Source organism: Psychrobacter sp. NPDC078409, assembly GCF_050268505.1.
Lineage (GTDB): Bacteria > Pseudomonadota > Gammaproteobacteria > Pseudomonadales > Moraxellaceae > Psychrobacter.
Genome location: NZ_JBNNGW010000004.1, coordinates 124,138 through 138,098, shown reverse-complemented (window position 1 = coordinate 138,098; position 13,961 = coordinate 124,138). Strand labels below are relative to the sequence as shown.

The following is a 13,961-nucleotide window of genomic DNA, read 5'->3' as shown; positions in this document are numbered from 1 at the left end:
GGCTATACAATGGCAATTCAGATGGCGCAAGTAAGCATTGAAAATATCGATGATACAGAAGGCTTAGATAGCGTGATGATCGCACTCAAGAATATCTCAGGCGTGACGGCTATCAATTTGGATCCTAAGCATAATGTCGCAACGGTGAGCTATGATGATACAGATACTAGTATCCATGCCTTAACGGCGGCGATTAGTATGGTGGATTATGTGACTCAGCCATTTCCGATTGATTCACCGCAGAACCCGCACCATAACGATTTATAATCACAAATAACTATTGTTATAGAATTGTCGATGAGCTCTTTTACGTTTTTATTAATAAGTTCCTGTCTCGTTAATAGCATCTCGTTAATAAAGCAACAACCAAACGGTCTTGTTGTCGAGGATAATAGGGCTTATGCTTATTTAATGTAGCTTTGATAGTTGCTCTTACTTTGATAACTTAAAAAATATCAAAGTAAGCATTAACAGAATCACTATTAGAGTTGCCTCTTACTAATAAAAATAAGGAGCCTAATATGGCAGATCAAACACGTATTATTAAAATTGACGGTATGACTTGTGGCGGATGCGTAACAAGCATACATACAGCAACAGCCGATATTGATGGATTAGAAACTATTACTGTTGACCTCGCTGATAACTTAGCGACGGTAACCTTTGATGATAGCAAAACCAGTGCAGAGGCTATTGCTTCAGCTATTGACGATGCTGGATTTGAGGCGACAGTTGCTAACTCATAAATTTCATCACTTATTTACAGAACCAGCTAACATGTTATTACAAGCATGATAGCTGGTTTTTTAATGATTAACGATTATGAGTCTTCAGTCTCGATACTTTGATACTTTGATACTTTGATACTTTGATACTTTGATACTTTGATACTTTGTCTAAAATACTCATACTGAATACGATATAACCTAATTGCTTTATTTGAATTTCTTGCCCACCCACTGATATTTTATCGTGGTTCCTACAAATTTATAGGCACCATGACGAGTTTTATTTATGAACGATACCACCCGTACTACCAAAGATGAGTCTTATGATGTCGAAACTGATATTGAGTCCAACACGCCACTGACACCGCAACGCGCGCATTTGCAATTGGCGATTGATGGCATGACTTGTCAGGCCTGCGCTTCAAGAATTGAGAAGGTGCTTAACAAAAAGCCTTCGGTGTACGAGGTAAGTGTGAGTTTTGCTGGCGAGACCGTCAATGTTGATTATGATCCAACCCAAACGACGCCCGAACAGGTGACAGAGTGGGTAAATAAAACAGGCTTCGTCGCTAATGTACAGGCAGCTGATAGCTTATTTGCTCAGACTGACGAAGATACTGCCACTCAATACCCATGGCGTTTGATCGGATTATGGATTTGTTTGGTGCCATTTTTAGTGGGTATGGCGGGTATGTTGGCGGGTTTTGGTATGGCGTGGATGCCGCCAGTCTGGGTTCAGTTTGTTTTAGCTACGATTGTACAGTTTGGTTTAGCGCTACCGTTTTATAAGAGTGCATGGGCATCTATAAAAGGTGGCCTTGCCAATATGGATGTACTGGTGGTCATTGGTACCGTGACGATATGGGTGTATTCGACTTATCTTTGGCTCACGCACGGCGATGGTACTTTAAACAGCCTATTGCAAAGTGGGCATCTGGGCGAACACGGTGCTGGTAACAGCCCAGCCGTATATTTTGAAGCAGGGGTGATGGTCATTGCCTTTGTGCGTACAGGTAAATATCTTGAGGAACGTACCAAGAAGCACAGCCTAAACAGTATTGATTTATTATTGTCACTGACACCTGATGAAGTAGAGCAGCAGCAGCCAAATGGTGATTTCCATCATATTGCGTTGTCTGATGTACAAGTAGGTGACATCCTACGTGCAAAACAAGGCAGCCGCGTCGCTACAGATGGTACCGTCATAGAAGGCAGCGGTTGGTGCGTGGAGAGTCATTTAACTGGCGAGTCGGTAGCTCTCAAAAAAGAGCAAGGTGATGGATTGCTGGCAGGTGCCTTGGTAGAGAATGGCAGTCTACTGTATCGTGTCAGTGCGAAGGGTAGCGATACGAAGCTCGGCGATATGGTACAAGCGTTGAGTGATGCACAAGGCTCAAAAGCCAACCTAGCGCGTCTCGCGGATCGAGTAACGGCTATTTTTGTCCCCGTGGTAGTAACGATTGCGTTGGTTACTTTTGGAGTCACATGGTGGCTAACAGGTATGGTTGATACTGCTTTAATGCACGCAGTATCGGTATTGGTCATTGCTTGTCCTTGCGCGCTTGGTTTGGCCACGCCAGCGGCAATCATGGCTGGTATGGGCGTTGCCGCGCGTCATGGTGTTTGGTTCAAGGATGCACAAAGCCTGGAGGCAGCAGGTAATATCGATACAGTAGTACTCGATAAAACGGGCACATTGACTATTGGTAAACCTACTATCGTCGATCATGTCATGGTGGATAAATCGCTTGCTGTGGACGATGTATTGCAGATTGCGGCCAGTGTCGAGGCGCACGCCAGTCATCCACTAGCAACTGCTCTCGTCAATACGGCTAAAGAACGTCAACTGTCTCTATTTAATGTGACTGACATCAGTGTGATAAAAGGTGCTGGTATACAAGCAAATATCGAAGGGCTTGGGCTGATAAAAGTGGGTACGGCAGAGTTTGCGAACCTGACGCTGCCTAAATTGATGCCAAAAGTATGGCAAATTGCTAGTACCGTTGCGATTAGTATTAATGACGAGCCATTAGGCGCGTTTGCCCTAGCTGATGACTTAAAGGCAGATACGCCGCAAGCAATCGCTGCACTACAAGATGCGGGTATTAATGTGATTCTGATGAGTGGTGATAAGCAGTCCGTCGTCGATCATGTAGCAGGGCAGTTGGGCATTGATAAGGCTTATGGCAAGATGAGCCCGCGTGACAAGGCCAGTCAAATTGCATTATTGCAAACTGCTGGTCATAAGGTAGCGATGGCAGGAGACGGCGTCAACGATGCGCCAGCGATGGCCACTGCCGATGCCAGTTTTGCGATGTTTGAGGGGACTGATGTCGCTCAGCATAGTGCCTCTGCACGTCTAATGGGTGAATCGCTCATGCATATCGATGCGGCACAAAAAATCGCTCAAGCAACGCTACGTAATATCAAACAAAATCTGTTTTTTGCCTTTATTTATAACTGTCTCGGTATTCCGCTTGCTGCGTTTGGGTTTTTAAATCCGATGATTGCGGCAGCAGCGATGGCGCTTAGCTCCATCTCAGTACTCATGAATGCACTACGATTGACACGGTTTAAGACAGAGGTTGAGCTAGATAATACGGTATCCACCTCTCATACGGATAATAAACGCATAGCGAAATAGTAGCTATCATATTTGCTTAGGTATTCTACAAATATAAAACAGACAGCCACCACATATATGTATCTCTAAGATTGTTTTTATGACGGCAAGTCGGTGTAAGATAAGGGAAGTTTGGTAAAATATATGCTATGATGCCAAGCACTATAGCCGACTATTAATCTGCTTTATATCCCTCTAATTGCTAGGTAACGATAGTCACAAGATAGAAAGGTATAAAGGGTTTTTAGGATTACGCGCTATATGATATTTTGCTTTATCTTTTTTGTATGCTAGCTGCCGTTATTTATCTCACAAACTTGGCATGACCAAAGGAATTAACAGACATTATGTACGCTGAAGAAACCAACAACGTCACCGCAATTAAAGACATTCGCGCTCGTGAAATTTTAGACTCGCGCGGCAACCCAACTATCGAAGCTGATGTTATTTTAGCTGACGGTACTGTCGGCCGTGCTGCTGCTCCAAGTGGCGCATCAACAGGCTCACGTGAAGCGCTTGAGCTACGTGATGGCGACAAGACCCGCTTTATGGGTAAAGGCGTCAAAAAAGCCGTTTCTAATGTCAATAGTCAAATTCGTAGCGCCTTGATTGACAAAGATGTGACTGAGCAACAGGCCATTGATGATGCCATGATTGCGCTAGATGGTACAGAAAACAAAGAAAGCTTGGGTGCCAATGCCATGCTAGCGGTGTCACTTGCGACGGCCAAAGCGGCAGCCAAATCACAGAATCTGCCATTACATCAATACATCGCTAATCTACGTAACCAAACGTCGTTGACCATGCCTGTGCCGATGATGAACATCCTGAACGGTGGTGAGCACGCGGACAACACGGTTGATATTCAAGAGTTTATGATTGAGCCTGTAGGCTTCACAAGCTTCTCAGAAGCGCTACGTGCTGGTACAGAGATTTTCCATAGCTTAAAGTCTGTATTAAAATCACAAGGTCTAAACACTGCCGTTGGTGATGAAGGTGGTTTTGCACCGAACCTACGTAGCAACGAAGAAGCCATCACGGTTATTATGCAGGCGATTGAGCAAGTTGGCTACAAAGCTGGCGAAGATATCCATCTTGCGTTAGATTGTGCCGCTAGTGAGTTTTACAAAAACGGTCAATACGTCTTGGCAGGCGAAGGTAATAAAGCCTTTGATAGCCAAGGGTTCTCGGACTATCTAGTTGGGCTGGCACGTCAGTATCCGATTATCTCTATCGAAGACGGTCTTGACGAGTCGGATTGGGATGGTTGGAAGTATCTGACCGAGCAGATTGGCGATAAAGTCCAATTGGTTGGTGATGACTTGTTTGTGACCAATCCTGCAATCTTGCAAGAAGGTATTGATAAGCATATTGCCAATGCTATTTTGATTAAATTTAATCAAATTGGTACTTTGTCAGAAACGCTAGATGCGATTTATATGGCTAAGAAAAATGGCTATGCAACCATCATTTCGCATCGTTCAGGTGAAACGGAAGACAGCACTATTGCAGACTTGGCAGTTGGTACCGCTGCTGGTCAGATCAAAACTGGCTCGCTATGCCGTTCAGACCGCGTAGCGAAGTACAACCAATTGCTACGTATCGAGCAGCAAGTACGCGCAAGCTACCGTGGCCGTGAAGAGTTTATCGGTTTACGTGGCTAAGAGTCTGACTGGCTGTTTGGCGCGTAATATGCGTTAAGTAATATACGCTAAAAAGCTTATACTCATTAGCTGAAGTCAATATTTAGGCGATATATAACCATTTATATATCGCCTAATCAGCTTAAACTTTACTATCCTCTTTTATACCGTTTGGCGTTATCACCTTATGAAATATTTTAGCCAATTTATACTACTTTCTTTAGCCGTTGCAGTGCTTTTAGGACTGCAATATCAGTATTGGTTGGGTGAAAATGGCCGCTTTGAACACAATAAGTTGACGGCCCAAATTGAAGAGCAACAACGTTTGAATGACAATCAAGTTGGGGCAAATAATCTATTACGCACCGATGTTCAAGATTTAAAAACGGGGCTTGAGGCTGTAGAAGAGCATGCTCGCTTAGATTTAGGTTTAATCAAACCCAATGAGACTTTTGTCCAAGTATCTACCGCACCAACCACGCACAGCAACTATTAGCTTTATAAATACACTAGCTTTCACGAATACACTAATTTTTACGACATGAATTAATTTTCATGATGCAGCATCGTAATGTTGTTATTTGACACCATTCATCACACTTAACACCTGCTTTATTCCTCTTTACATATACTGTCATGGGCTCAAACCATGAGTACACTACTATGAATACAACCCCTAATATACATGCCATGATCGTCGCAGCTGGTCGCGGCAGCCGTTTTGGTGCGTCTATCGCCAAGCAATATACAATGCTAGAAGGTCAGACGTTGTTGCAGCATAGCGTGGCACGACTTGCTTATAGCGATTACATTGATAAGTGTCTATTGGTCATATCAGCCGATGACAGCACGGCTCAACAGTTAGAGTTTGCACTTCCTATAAGCTATGCAGTCGGCGGAGTAGAGCGTTGGCAGTCAGTACAGTCGGGCGTTGAAGCGATTAGTCAGACAGGTGCTGATGATTCGGATTTGGTGCTTATCCATGATGCAGCACGTCCCGCTGTACCAAGTTCGGATATCGATCAAGTGATTAAAACAGCGATGCTGGAGCCTTACGGCGCTATTCTAGCGACACCAGTGGCCGATACGTTAAAAGCTTCCTATCAGCTAGCTACCTCCGCAGAAGAGAGTCGTGCACACTCTTATATCAAATCTACTATCGACCGTAGCAACATGTGGCAAGCACAAACCCCGCAAGTATTCCGCTTAGGTCAATTAAAAAAAGTCCTAAATCATGTGTTTGAGCATCAGTTAAGTATCACAGATGAAGCCAGTGCTTTTGAACAACTAGGTTTTCCAATACGCTTAGTCTCTGGTAGTCGCCAGAATATAAAACTGACCTATCCTGATGATGCGGTACTGTTAACAGCGATCATGGCGCTTCAGTCTTAGCCTCAATTCTGCTTCCGCTAACGAGCATCAGTTTTACTCCTTTTATACTTAATGATGGCCATGATAAGCATTATGGCTTCAGTAGCCACTATATCCTCGTTAAAATTTTCTGTACTATTCTTAAAAATTAATTCAAAAATGAACTATTGCTAAAGCCTATACCAAGAATATATATAATCTACTTTGGAATATAATATGGTTATTACATATGTTTTTTGTGTCTGAGCGGGCCTATGTCCAGTAATAGGTTGCTTTAATGACTAAACTAACCTATGATGTAACTAACTTAATACAATTAATATAAAAACTTATAAAATCAATAATATATCAGACCAATTCATTACGCTTAGTTATGTTGTCTCTATATTTTTTCTGAAGTTAGTATGATTGTTTTAGCGACATTTACCTGATAATAGGGAGAAGCTGATTGTCAACAATCAACGATTCAACAAATCCAGTAACGACAGATCTCTGCCAGCTTGTGTATATAAGCCGGATTACCTCTACTGGTCTTTCAAGTCCTAGCACGCTTAATGATATCTCAGAGACCGCGGTTGAACGCAATCAAATAGATAATGTCACGGGTATTCTTTGCTATGGCAATGGCTACTTTTTACAGTGTGTCGAAGGATCAGAGCAGGCACTAACCAATCTAAAAAATCGTTTGTTGGTAGATGATCGACATAAAGAATTAAAGATTTTAGATTTTTCTGAAATTACCAAACGCCGTTTTTCCGGTTGGTCATTACGTTCGATTACCCTTGAGCGTTGGATGACTAAAGAGCCTGAGCTTAAAAAGTTAATGCCATTTAAGCCGTATGAATGGGATTCTAATGAGTGGCAGAAGTTCTTAGACATATTGCAAGGCTACTATGAAGAGCAAACGAGAACAGGCAACGTCGATACGCCTCCTGTCAAATACAGCACGCTAGGGGTGACTTTAAGTAAGGTTGTAGGGCAGCATCAGGCGTTCTTTTTGATCCAGACGATATTGGGATTAATGATAGTTGCTACGTTGCTATGGTTGCTGCTGTAATCGATAGAAATGATTAAAGTTCCCATTAAGCCAAGCTATATTTATAATTAATAAGACAACCAAATAGAAAAAGCCAGCATTCAATTGATGCTGGCTTTTTTATTTAAAAAAATAAGTTAGCTTTTAATAACAGGTATAAAAAAACCCAGTTCATAATTTATTATGAACTGGGTTTTGGTGGTACGCTTGTTAGTCTAATCTAATGCTAAGCAATAGTGCTAACAAGTGACGCCAAATAGTGGCGTCCCCAGGGGGATTCGAACCCCCGTTACCGCCGTGAAAGGGCGGTGTCCTAGGCCTCTAGACGATGGGGACTAGTAACAACACTTCAACTGCTTTCACCATTTATGCTGAAGTGGTGCGTATTTTAATAGTGTCGGCGCTTCCTGTCAAGCCTTTTTCTACGTCTTTTTAAAATTAAATATCTTTTTTTAATTGCGCGACGTGGATGTAGGTCATTTCGCTTCAAATGATAGCGAATCCATAAAGAAGTACAGGCACTAATCGTCAATGCGAGTAGCATATAGCCGAGAATGGTGCCCCATAACTTGAGCTGTGGATCCATAATAAAGTCCCTCCTATTAATCTTGATAATACCTACTATCAAGACAGTGTGAGCAACTTGAACCATCTATAGGATATAACTACATCGCTTAGGAGTGATATTTTATCATCAGACAGTTATTCGTATCGAATAGAACAACTATGTCTGTAATCACGAAAAAATAGTTCCGTCTATATATTATGATATCAATCATATCCCTATTGATTGCCAAATCAAGATGTCAAAGTCATCAAGTATTACAAATAGCACTATTATGTATGATTGGCAATATAGAATATGTGACTTATTGACTGTCGCTATCAGTTGACTCTTCTTTCGCGTCTTCATTGTGCAGCGCATTGGCCAACATGGGATAGTTATTCAGTATATGACAGAATAGTTCAGCAGTCTTTTGAGTGTCATACAGAGCTGAGTGAGCATTCTTACCATCAAACTCTAACCCTGCTGCTTTACAAGCGCGTGCTAGGACGGTTTGACCAAATGCTAATGCTGATAAGGTAACGGTATCGAATACTGAAAAATTATGAAATGGATTGTGGTTTTTGCTATTGGTTCGTAGCACAGCTGCATTCAAAAAAGCCAAGTCAAAATGAGCATTGTGCCCAATTAAGACACATTGACGGCATTCTTCGTCACGGCGTACGTCTTTTAACCCTTTAAAGATGCGGCGCAACGCTGTTTTTTCATCTTCAGCAATAGCTTTACGCATTGGGTTTTTAGGGTCAATACCAGTAAAGGCAAGCGCACTTGGCTCTAAGTTTGCGCCTTCAAAAGGCTCAATATGAGCGTTGAAAGCTTCACCTGGATAAAATACACCTTGCTCATTCAGTAAGACAGGAATGCAGGCAATTTCTAACAGTGCATCGGTCTGGGCGTTGAAACCTGCTGTTTCCACGTCGACGACGACAGGCAAGAACTTGCGAAAGCGGTCTTTTAAGGCCATAGGCGCTTGCTCATCCGTCGCTGAAGCTGCATCTTTCGGGGAATTGCTTAGAGTAGCATCAAGACTAGCAGATTTAGGGTTTGATAAGTCTTCGTCAGGCAAGGTCGCTATGTTTTGATTGGTCATATAAAGTTAAATCACTTTTATCAGTCGTACTAATATATTGAATAAGAAATAAGCATCCTATGATACTAACTGTACCTTTAGTACAAAGAAATCTACTACAAAGGTATCATCAATATCATAGGATAAAATAATAGGTCATTCATTGAATGCTAAGCTTTGCAGACGTTAAGCCTTAATTGACCAAGGTAACGTCTCACCTGCCATCAAGGGCGTCAATGATGCACCATCAAAATAAGGATAGTCAGTCGGCACTTGCATAGGCGTGTTAACAAGCGTGATAGTGCTTTCATTTAGAGGTAAGCCATAGAACTGAGCGCCAAAACGACTAGCAAAGCCTTCTAACTTATCTATTTTTCCAACACTATCAAAGGCAGTCGCATACAAAGGCAGCGCCGTGGCTGCACTATAGCAACCGGCACAGCCACAAGCGGCTTCTTTTTTGTCTGTCGCATGTGGCGCAGAGTCAGTACCTAAAAAGAACTTTGGATTACCACTAGTAGCTACATCTAATAGCACTTTTTGGTGGCTCTCACGCTTCAAAATAGGTAGGCAATAAAAATGTGGTTTGATGCCACCAACTAATAAATGATTGCGGTTAAACATCAAATGCTGCGGTGTGATAGTGGCAGCAACATGGTTACCTTGTGACAATACAAAATCTGCCGCATCGCTCGTAGTGATGTGCTCTACTACTATTTTCAATGTAGGGAATTTCACGATAATTTGAGCCAATACTTCATCTAAGAAACGTTTTTCACGATCAAAGATATCTATATGGTCTTGGGTTACTTCACCATGAATCAGTAGTGGCAAATTGTACTTTTCTAATGCTTCAAAGACATCGACGCAGGCGTTAATATTGGTGACGCCATCTGCGGAGTTGGTAGTTGCCCCAGCAGGGTAGAGTTTGACAGCTTGTACGATACCTGACTGCGCTGCCAACTCAATATCTTGGGCAGTGGTATTATCCGTTAAGTATAGAGTCATACGCGGATCAAAAGCTGACTTGCGCTCAAGACTTAAGTTACTAGCTGCTAATTGCTCCATGATACGTGCGCGGTAAGCAATAGCATCCTGCGCACTTTTGACTGGAGGCACAAGGTTTGGCATACAGATGACACGGTTAAAGCTGCTTGCTGCATGCGGTACGGTCGTGCTCAAAGCGAGATCGTCACGCAAATGAATATGCCAGTCATCTGGCTGAAGGATGGTCAATTCTCTAATCGAATCAGTCATAGTGTCAAAGCGCTCTATATCGTCAAATAAAGGAAACAAAAGGGAGTGATACTGTGGGTCTATCATAACAGATTTGCCCACTTGACTAAATATAAGGCTAGATATCTGTACATAATTCATCGAGCTAAGGTTAGTATCCTGTCGTTAAATGATGTTTAAATTTTGGTGGCAAAAATGAGGTTGACTAGAATTTAAGTCAAAAGCGCACGCCTTATGGCAGTTAGACTTTTGCCCGTAGTAAATATGATGTACACTGAGCAGGTAATTATCGTTCGACTTGCTTTCGATTTGATCGTCGCCTTTTCTAAAACTATATTTCATAATGGGAGTTATTCATGGCTCAACTTGATCCAAAAAATATCAATAAAATCGTCTTGGCTTATTCAGGTGGTCTTGATACCTCAATCATCGCTAAATGGCTACAAGAAACTTATGATGCGGAAGTAATCACCTTTACCGCTGATATCGGTCAAGGCGAAGAAGTTGAGCCAGCACGAGCCAAAGCTCAAGCAATGGGTATCAAGCATATCCATATCGAAGATTTGCGCGAAGAGTTCGCTCGTGATTATGTATTCCCTATGTTCCGTGCTAATGCTATCTACGAAGGTGAGTACTTGCTAGGTACGTCTATTGCCCGTCCATTGATTGCCAAGCGTTTGGTTGAGATTGCTAAAGAGCATAATGCCGATGCTATCAGTCATGGTGCGACTGGTAAAGGCAATGACCAAGTTCGTTTTGAGCTAGGTGCGGTCGCTTTATCACCAGACGTAGTAACCATTGCTCCTTGGCGCGAGTGGGATCTATCAAGCCGTGAAAGCTTGATGAAATATGCTGAAGAGCATGATATCGCAATCGATTATGCGGGCAATAAGAAAAAATCTCCTTACTCAATGGATGCTAACTTACTACACATCTCTTATGAAGGCGGTGTCCTAGAAGAACCGTATACTGAAGCAGAAGATGATATGTGGCGCTGGTCTGTTAGCCCAGAAGAAGCACCTGATGAAGCACAGTATCTAGAACTAGAATACGAAAAAGGCGACATCGTTGCTATCGATGGCGAAGCGCTTAAGCCTTATGAAGTCATGATTAAGCTGAACGAAATCGGTGGCAAACACGGTATCGGCCGTTTAGATATCGTTGAAAACCGCTATGTCGGCATGAAGTCACGTGGTTGCTACGAGACGCCAGCGGGTACTATTATGCTAAAAGCACATCGCGGTATCGAATCACTAACGCTTGATCGTGAAGCTGCCCATCTAAAAGATGAGCTAATGCCACGCTACGCAAAAATCATCTACAATGGCTATTGGTTCAGCCCTGAGCGTATGATGCTACAAGCATTGATTGACAAGTCACAAGAATACGTCAACGGTACCGTACGTGTAAAACTGTATAAAGGTAGTGTGAGCGTTGTTGGTCGTAAGTCTGACGATTCATTATTTGATGAAAAAATCGCTACTTTCGAAGATGATGCGGGCGCTTATGATCAAAAAGACGCAGAAGGCTTTATTCGTCTAAATGGTTTACGTCTAGCTATCGAAGCTAGCCGTGGTCGCGATTTATCTAAGTAAATTTTTTGGCTACTTATAGTCAATTCGTAACTTAGATGGCACAACAAAAAAGAGACTCTATATTAATAGGGTCTCTTTTTTTATGGCTAGTAAATGGTTGCTAAAACGGTTGCTTTGAGGATAGCTATTTCAAAAGTAAAACGCTTTACTCAGCTTTTTCTGTCTCTACCACGTCAGATTCATCTTCGTCTACCATTACGATGGCTACGTCTTGCTGTTGGCGCTCATCAATGGCATCTTGTTCTAATACTTCTTCAGTTGCCAGGATCGCACCGTCAGATTTTTGCGATTGGTACTTTAAGGTAGCGAGCGCACCAAGGACACCAACGACAAGTATGATGATAAGAATGACAGGATTTTTCCATAGCGGTGTAGAAGCCTCATACTCGATAGGCTTTTCACTAGTAGTGGTCGGTGTATTGTCGTTATTGCCGCCGATTAGTCCCAAACTTACTAAAGGCGGTTTAGGCGGATTGGCTGGTTCAGAATTAACGCGCAGTCGATTTCGACTGAGATAGATATCTGAGATTTTGGCCAACTGCAATAACCAACGTTGATGTGGTAAGGCAACGGCATGCATCTCCGTAAATACCAGCATATCGTTGTGACGACCCTGCTGTAGATTGTCAGGTGAGCGTCCAATCGCTTTTAGATAATTGCCTGTTGCCATTTGCATGTCTTGCACAGGTTCATAGCTTTCAGGTTTGAATCCGGAGAGTTCATACCAGTAAGGATCAAAAGGAGGTGGAGTGCTTGATAACTGCTCAGTATTTAGTAACGTACGCTCTGCATTACTCTCTGAGTTGTTCCCTATCGCTTCAACAGCTTCAGTAGTTGTTTCGAGCAGGTCACTATTGCTTTCTGTCTCAGCAGATGAGGTATGCGCATGCTCTAGGCTAAATCGGGCTGCTGATAAAAACTGTGGTTGTAGCGCAAACCATTTATTGATCTCATCACTGTCTAGTTGACTGTATTCTGTCAAAATAGCCAATTCACGCAGCACAATCACGCACAATGAGGTGAGTAGAGTTTGAGCCTGCTGCATCGTTGCATCGATCTTTTCAGCGATATGTTCGCTTGCCTTTATGACACGGGCATTATCGCTAAATACAGCATCTGCTGCATCGTGACGATGGTAGAGTGTGGCACTGATGGTGGCAAAGTTCATTGAGTTATACTGTCGTAACTCTTTGACAGCACTACGACTAAACAGCTTCTTGCTGACTGCTTGTCCCTGATGACGCTGCTGATAGGCAAGAAGCGCACTTATGATGGCTTGTAGACTGGCATCCATCCCTAAGCGAGCTTGCGGTAGAGAGAGCTGTGCAGCATCGGCCAAAAGTGACAGCATAGGCTGGGTATCATGATATAAAAAATCATACATCGACACACGTGTCGGTGAAATAGTCGTCATAATCTGCTAGCATCAAAAAGTGTGCCCCTATATTACGGTGCCAAATGTCTTGATACAATCCCTTGATAATAGAAATTTTCAATCATTTTAATAATAACCTTAATAGTAATCTGATGAATAATAGATAGTTGGAAGCATTTATGACCAATAATAAGACGCTTGATAAACAACTCGTGATTAATATCGCTGAGCAAACATTGACGATGTACCAGCAGCAGACTGAGGTTGCGAGATACGTAGTCTCTACTGCAAAGAATGGTATTGGTAGTCAGCAGGATAGTGGTTGCACGCCGCTCGGTAGGCATATTATTGAACAGAAAATAGGTGGTAGCGAGCCTATAAATGCGGTATTTGTCGGGCGTGTGCCGACAGGTGAGATATACGATGCAAATCTTGGTGAGCTACATCCCAAGCGTGACTGGATATTGAGCCGCATTCTTTGGTTAAGGGGTCTTGAAGAAGGGTTAAACAAAGGTAGCAATAGCCAAGGTGGTTGCGATACTTATGAGCGCTATATCTATATTCACGGTACACCAGATATTGAACCAATGAGTATTCCGCTATCACATGGCTGTATCCGTATGCGTAATGAAGATATTGTAGAATTATTTGAGCAAGTGGAGGAGGGTACGCCCGTTACGATCGTTGTTGATTAGGTCGTGTTGCACACAAATTTAGCCA

General features: G+C 42.6%; 12 protein-coding genes and 1 tRNA gene. 9 read left to right on the top strand and 4 right to left on the bottom strand.

The features are described from left to right. The first annotated feature begins 9 nt into the window (after positions 1-9). The 7 genes from ACQKC9_RS09345 (at position 10) to ACQKC9_RS09315 (ending at position 7,422) form a co-directional block, all read left to right on the top strand. Positions 10-267: a cation transporter gene (locus ACQKC9_RS09345; RefSeq protein ID WP_427621546.1), complete on the top strand. Its 258-nt coding sequence runs from the start codon at positions 10-12 to the stop codon at positions 265-267. A gap of 254 nt (positions 268-521) precedes the next feature. Beyond that, positions 522-746, top strand: a complete 225-nt coding sequence (locus tag ACQKC9_RS09340; RefSeq protein WP_427621545.1) for a heavy-metal-associated domain-containing protein — start codon at positions 522-524, stop codon at positions 744-746. 268 nt (positions 747-1,014) lie between these two features. Further along, positions 1,015-3,372 (top strand): heavy metal translocating P-type ATPase, encoded by a 2,358-nt coding sequence (locus ACQKC9_RS09335; RefSeq protein WP_427621544.1) that lies wholly within the window; start codon positions 1,015-1,017, stop codon positions 3,370-3,372. Between the two features lie 326 nt (positions 3,373-3,698). Beyond that, the gene (gene eno / locus ACQKC9_RS09330; RefSeq protein ID WP_057761174.1) at positions 3,699-5,015 is read left to right on the top strand and encodes a phosphopyruvate hydratase; all 1,317 of its coding nucleotides are present in this window, start codon (positions 3,699-3,701) and stop codon (positions 5,013-5,015) included. A 166-nt stretch (positions 5,016-5,181) separates the two neighbouring features. Beyond that, complete coding sequence (locus ACQKC9_RS09325) at positions 5,182-5,490, top strand: FtsB family cell division protein (protein ID WP_427621543.1); 309 nt, start codon at positions 5,182-5,184, stop codon at positions 5,488-5,490. Positions 5,491-5,657: 167 nt separating this feature from the next. Beyond that, on the top strand, positions 5,658-6,386 hold the full coding sequence (gene ispD / locus ACQKC9_RS09320) for a 2-C-methyl-D-erythritol 4-phosphate cytidylyltransferase (protein ID WP_427621542.1): 729 nt from the start codon (positions 5,658-5,660) through the stop codon (positions 6,384-6,386). Between the two features lie 427 nt (positions 6,387-6,813). Further along, positions 6,814-7,422: a BLUF domain-containing protein gene (locus ACQKC9_RS09315; RefSeq protein WP_201578723.1), complete on the top strand. Its 609-nt coding sequence runs from the start codon at positions 6,814-6,816 to the stop codon at positions 7,420-7,422. Between the two features lie 239 nt (positions 7,423-7,661). Here ACQKC9_RS09315 and ACQKC9_RS09310 read toward each other — a convergent pair. The 3 genes from ACQKC9_RS09310 to pyrC all read right to left on the bottom strand — a co-directional run bounded on the left by ACQKC9_RS09310 (position 7,662) and on the right by pyrC (position 10,292). Then, positions 7,662-7,737, bottom strand: a tRNA-Glu gene (locus ACQKC9_RS09310). Between the two features lie 533 nt (positions 7,738-8,270). Next, positions 8,271-8,930 carry a ribonuclease T gene (gene rnt / locus ACQKC9_RS09305; RefSeq protein WP_179797889.1) on the bottom strand — a complete coding sequence of 220 codons (660 nt, stop codon included), beginning with the start codon at positions 8,928-8,930 and terminating at the stop codon, positions 8,271-8,273. Between the two features lie 291 nt (positions 8,931-9,221). Beyond that, entirely contained in the window at positions 9,222-10,292 is a 1,071-nt protein-coding gene (gene pyrC / locus ACQKC9_RS09300) for a dihydroorotase (RefSeq protein ID WP_427621541.1), read from the bottom strand. Between the two features lie 335 nt (positions 10,293-10,627). Between pyrC and ACQKC9_RS09295 the strand changes: the two genes are divergently transcribed. Next, a complete protein-coding gene (locus ACQKC9_RS09295; protein ID WP_057761167.1) occupies positions 10,628-11,866 on the top strand; it encodes an argininosuccinate synthase in 1,239 nt (412 codons plus the stop codon). Positions 11,867-12,011: 145 nt separating this feature from the next. On the opposite strand, the gene ACQKC9_RS09290 is transcribed toward ACQKC9_RS09295, so the two are convergent. After that, on the bottom strand, positions 12,012-13,280 hold the full coding sequence (locus tag ACQKC9_RS09290) for a hypothetical protein (protein WP_427621540.1): 1,269 nt from the start codon (positions 13,278-13,280) through the stop codon (positions 12,012-12,014). A 140-nt stretch (positions 13,281-13,420) separates the two neighbouring features. Here ACQKC9_RS09290 and ACQKC9_RS09285 point away from each other — a divergent pair, with 140 nt between their 5' ends. Beyond that, entirely contained in the window at positions 13,421-13,936 is a 516-nt protein-coding gene (locus tag ACQKC9_RS09285) for a L,D-transpeptidase family protein (protein WP_427621539.1), read from the top strand. Positions 13,937-13,961 lie beyond the last annotated feature (25 nt).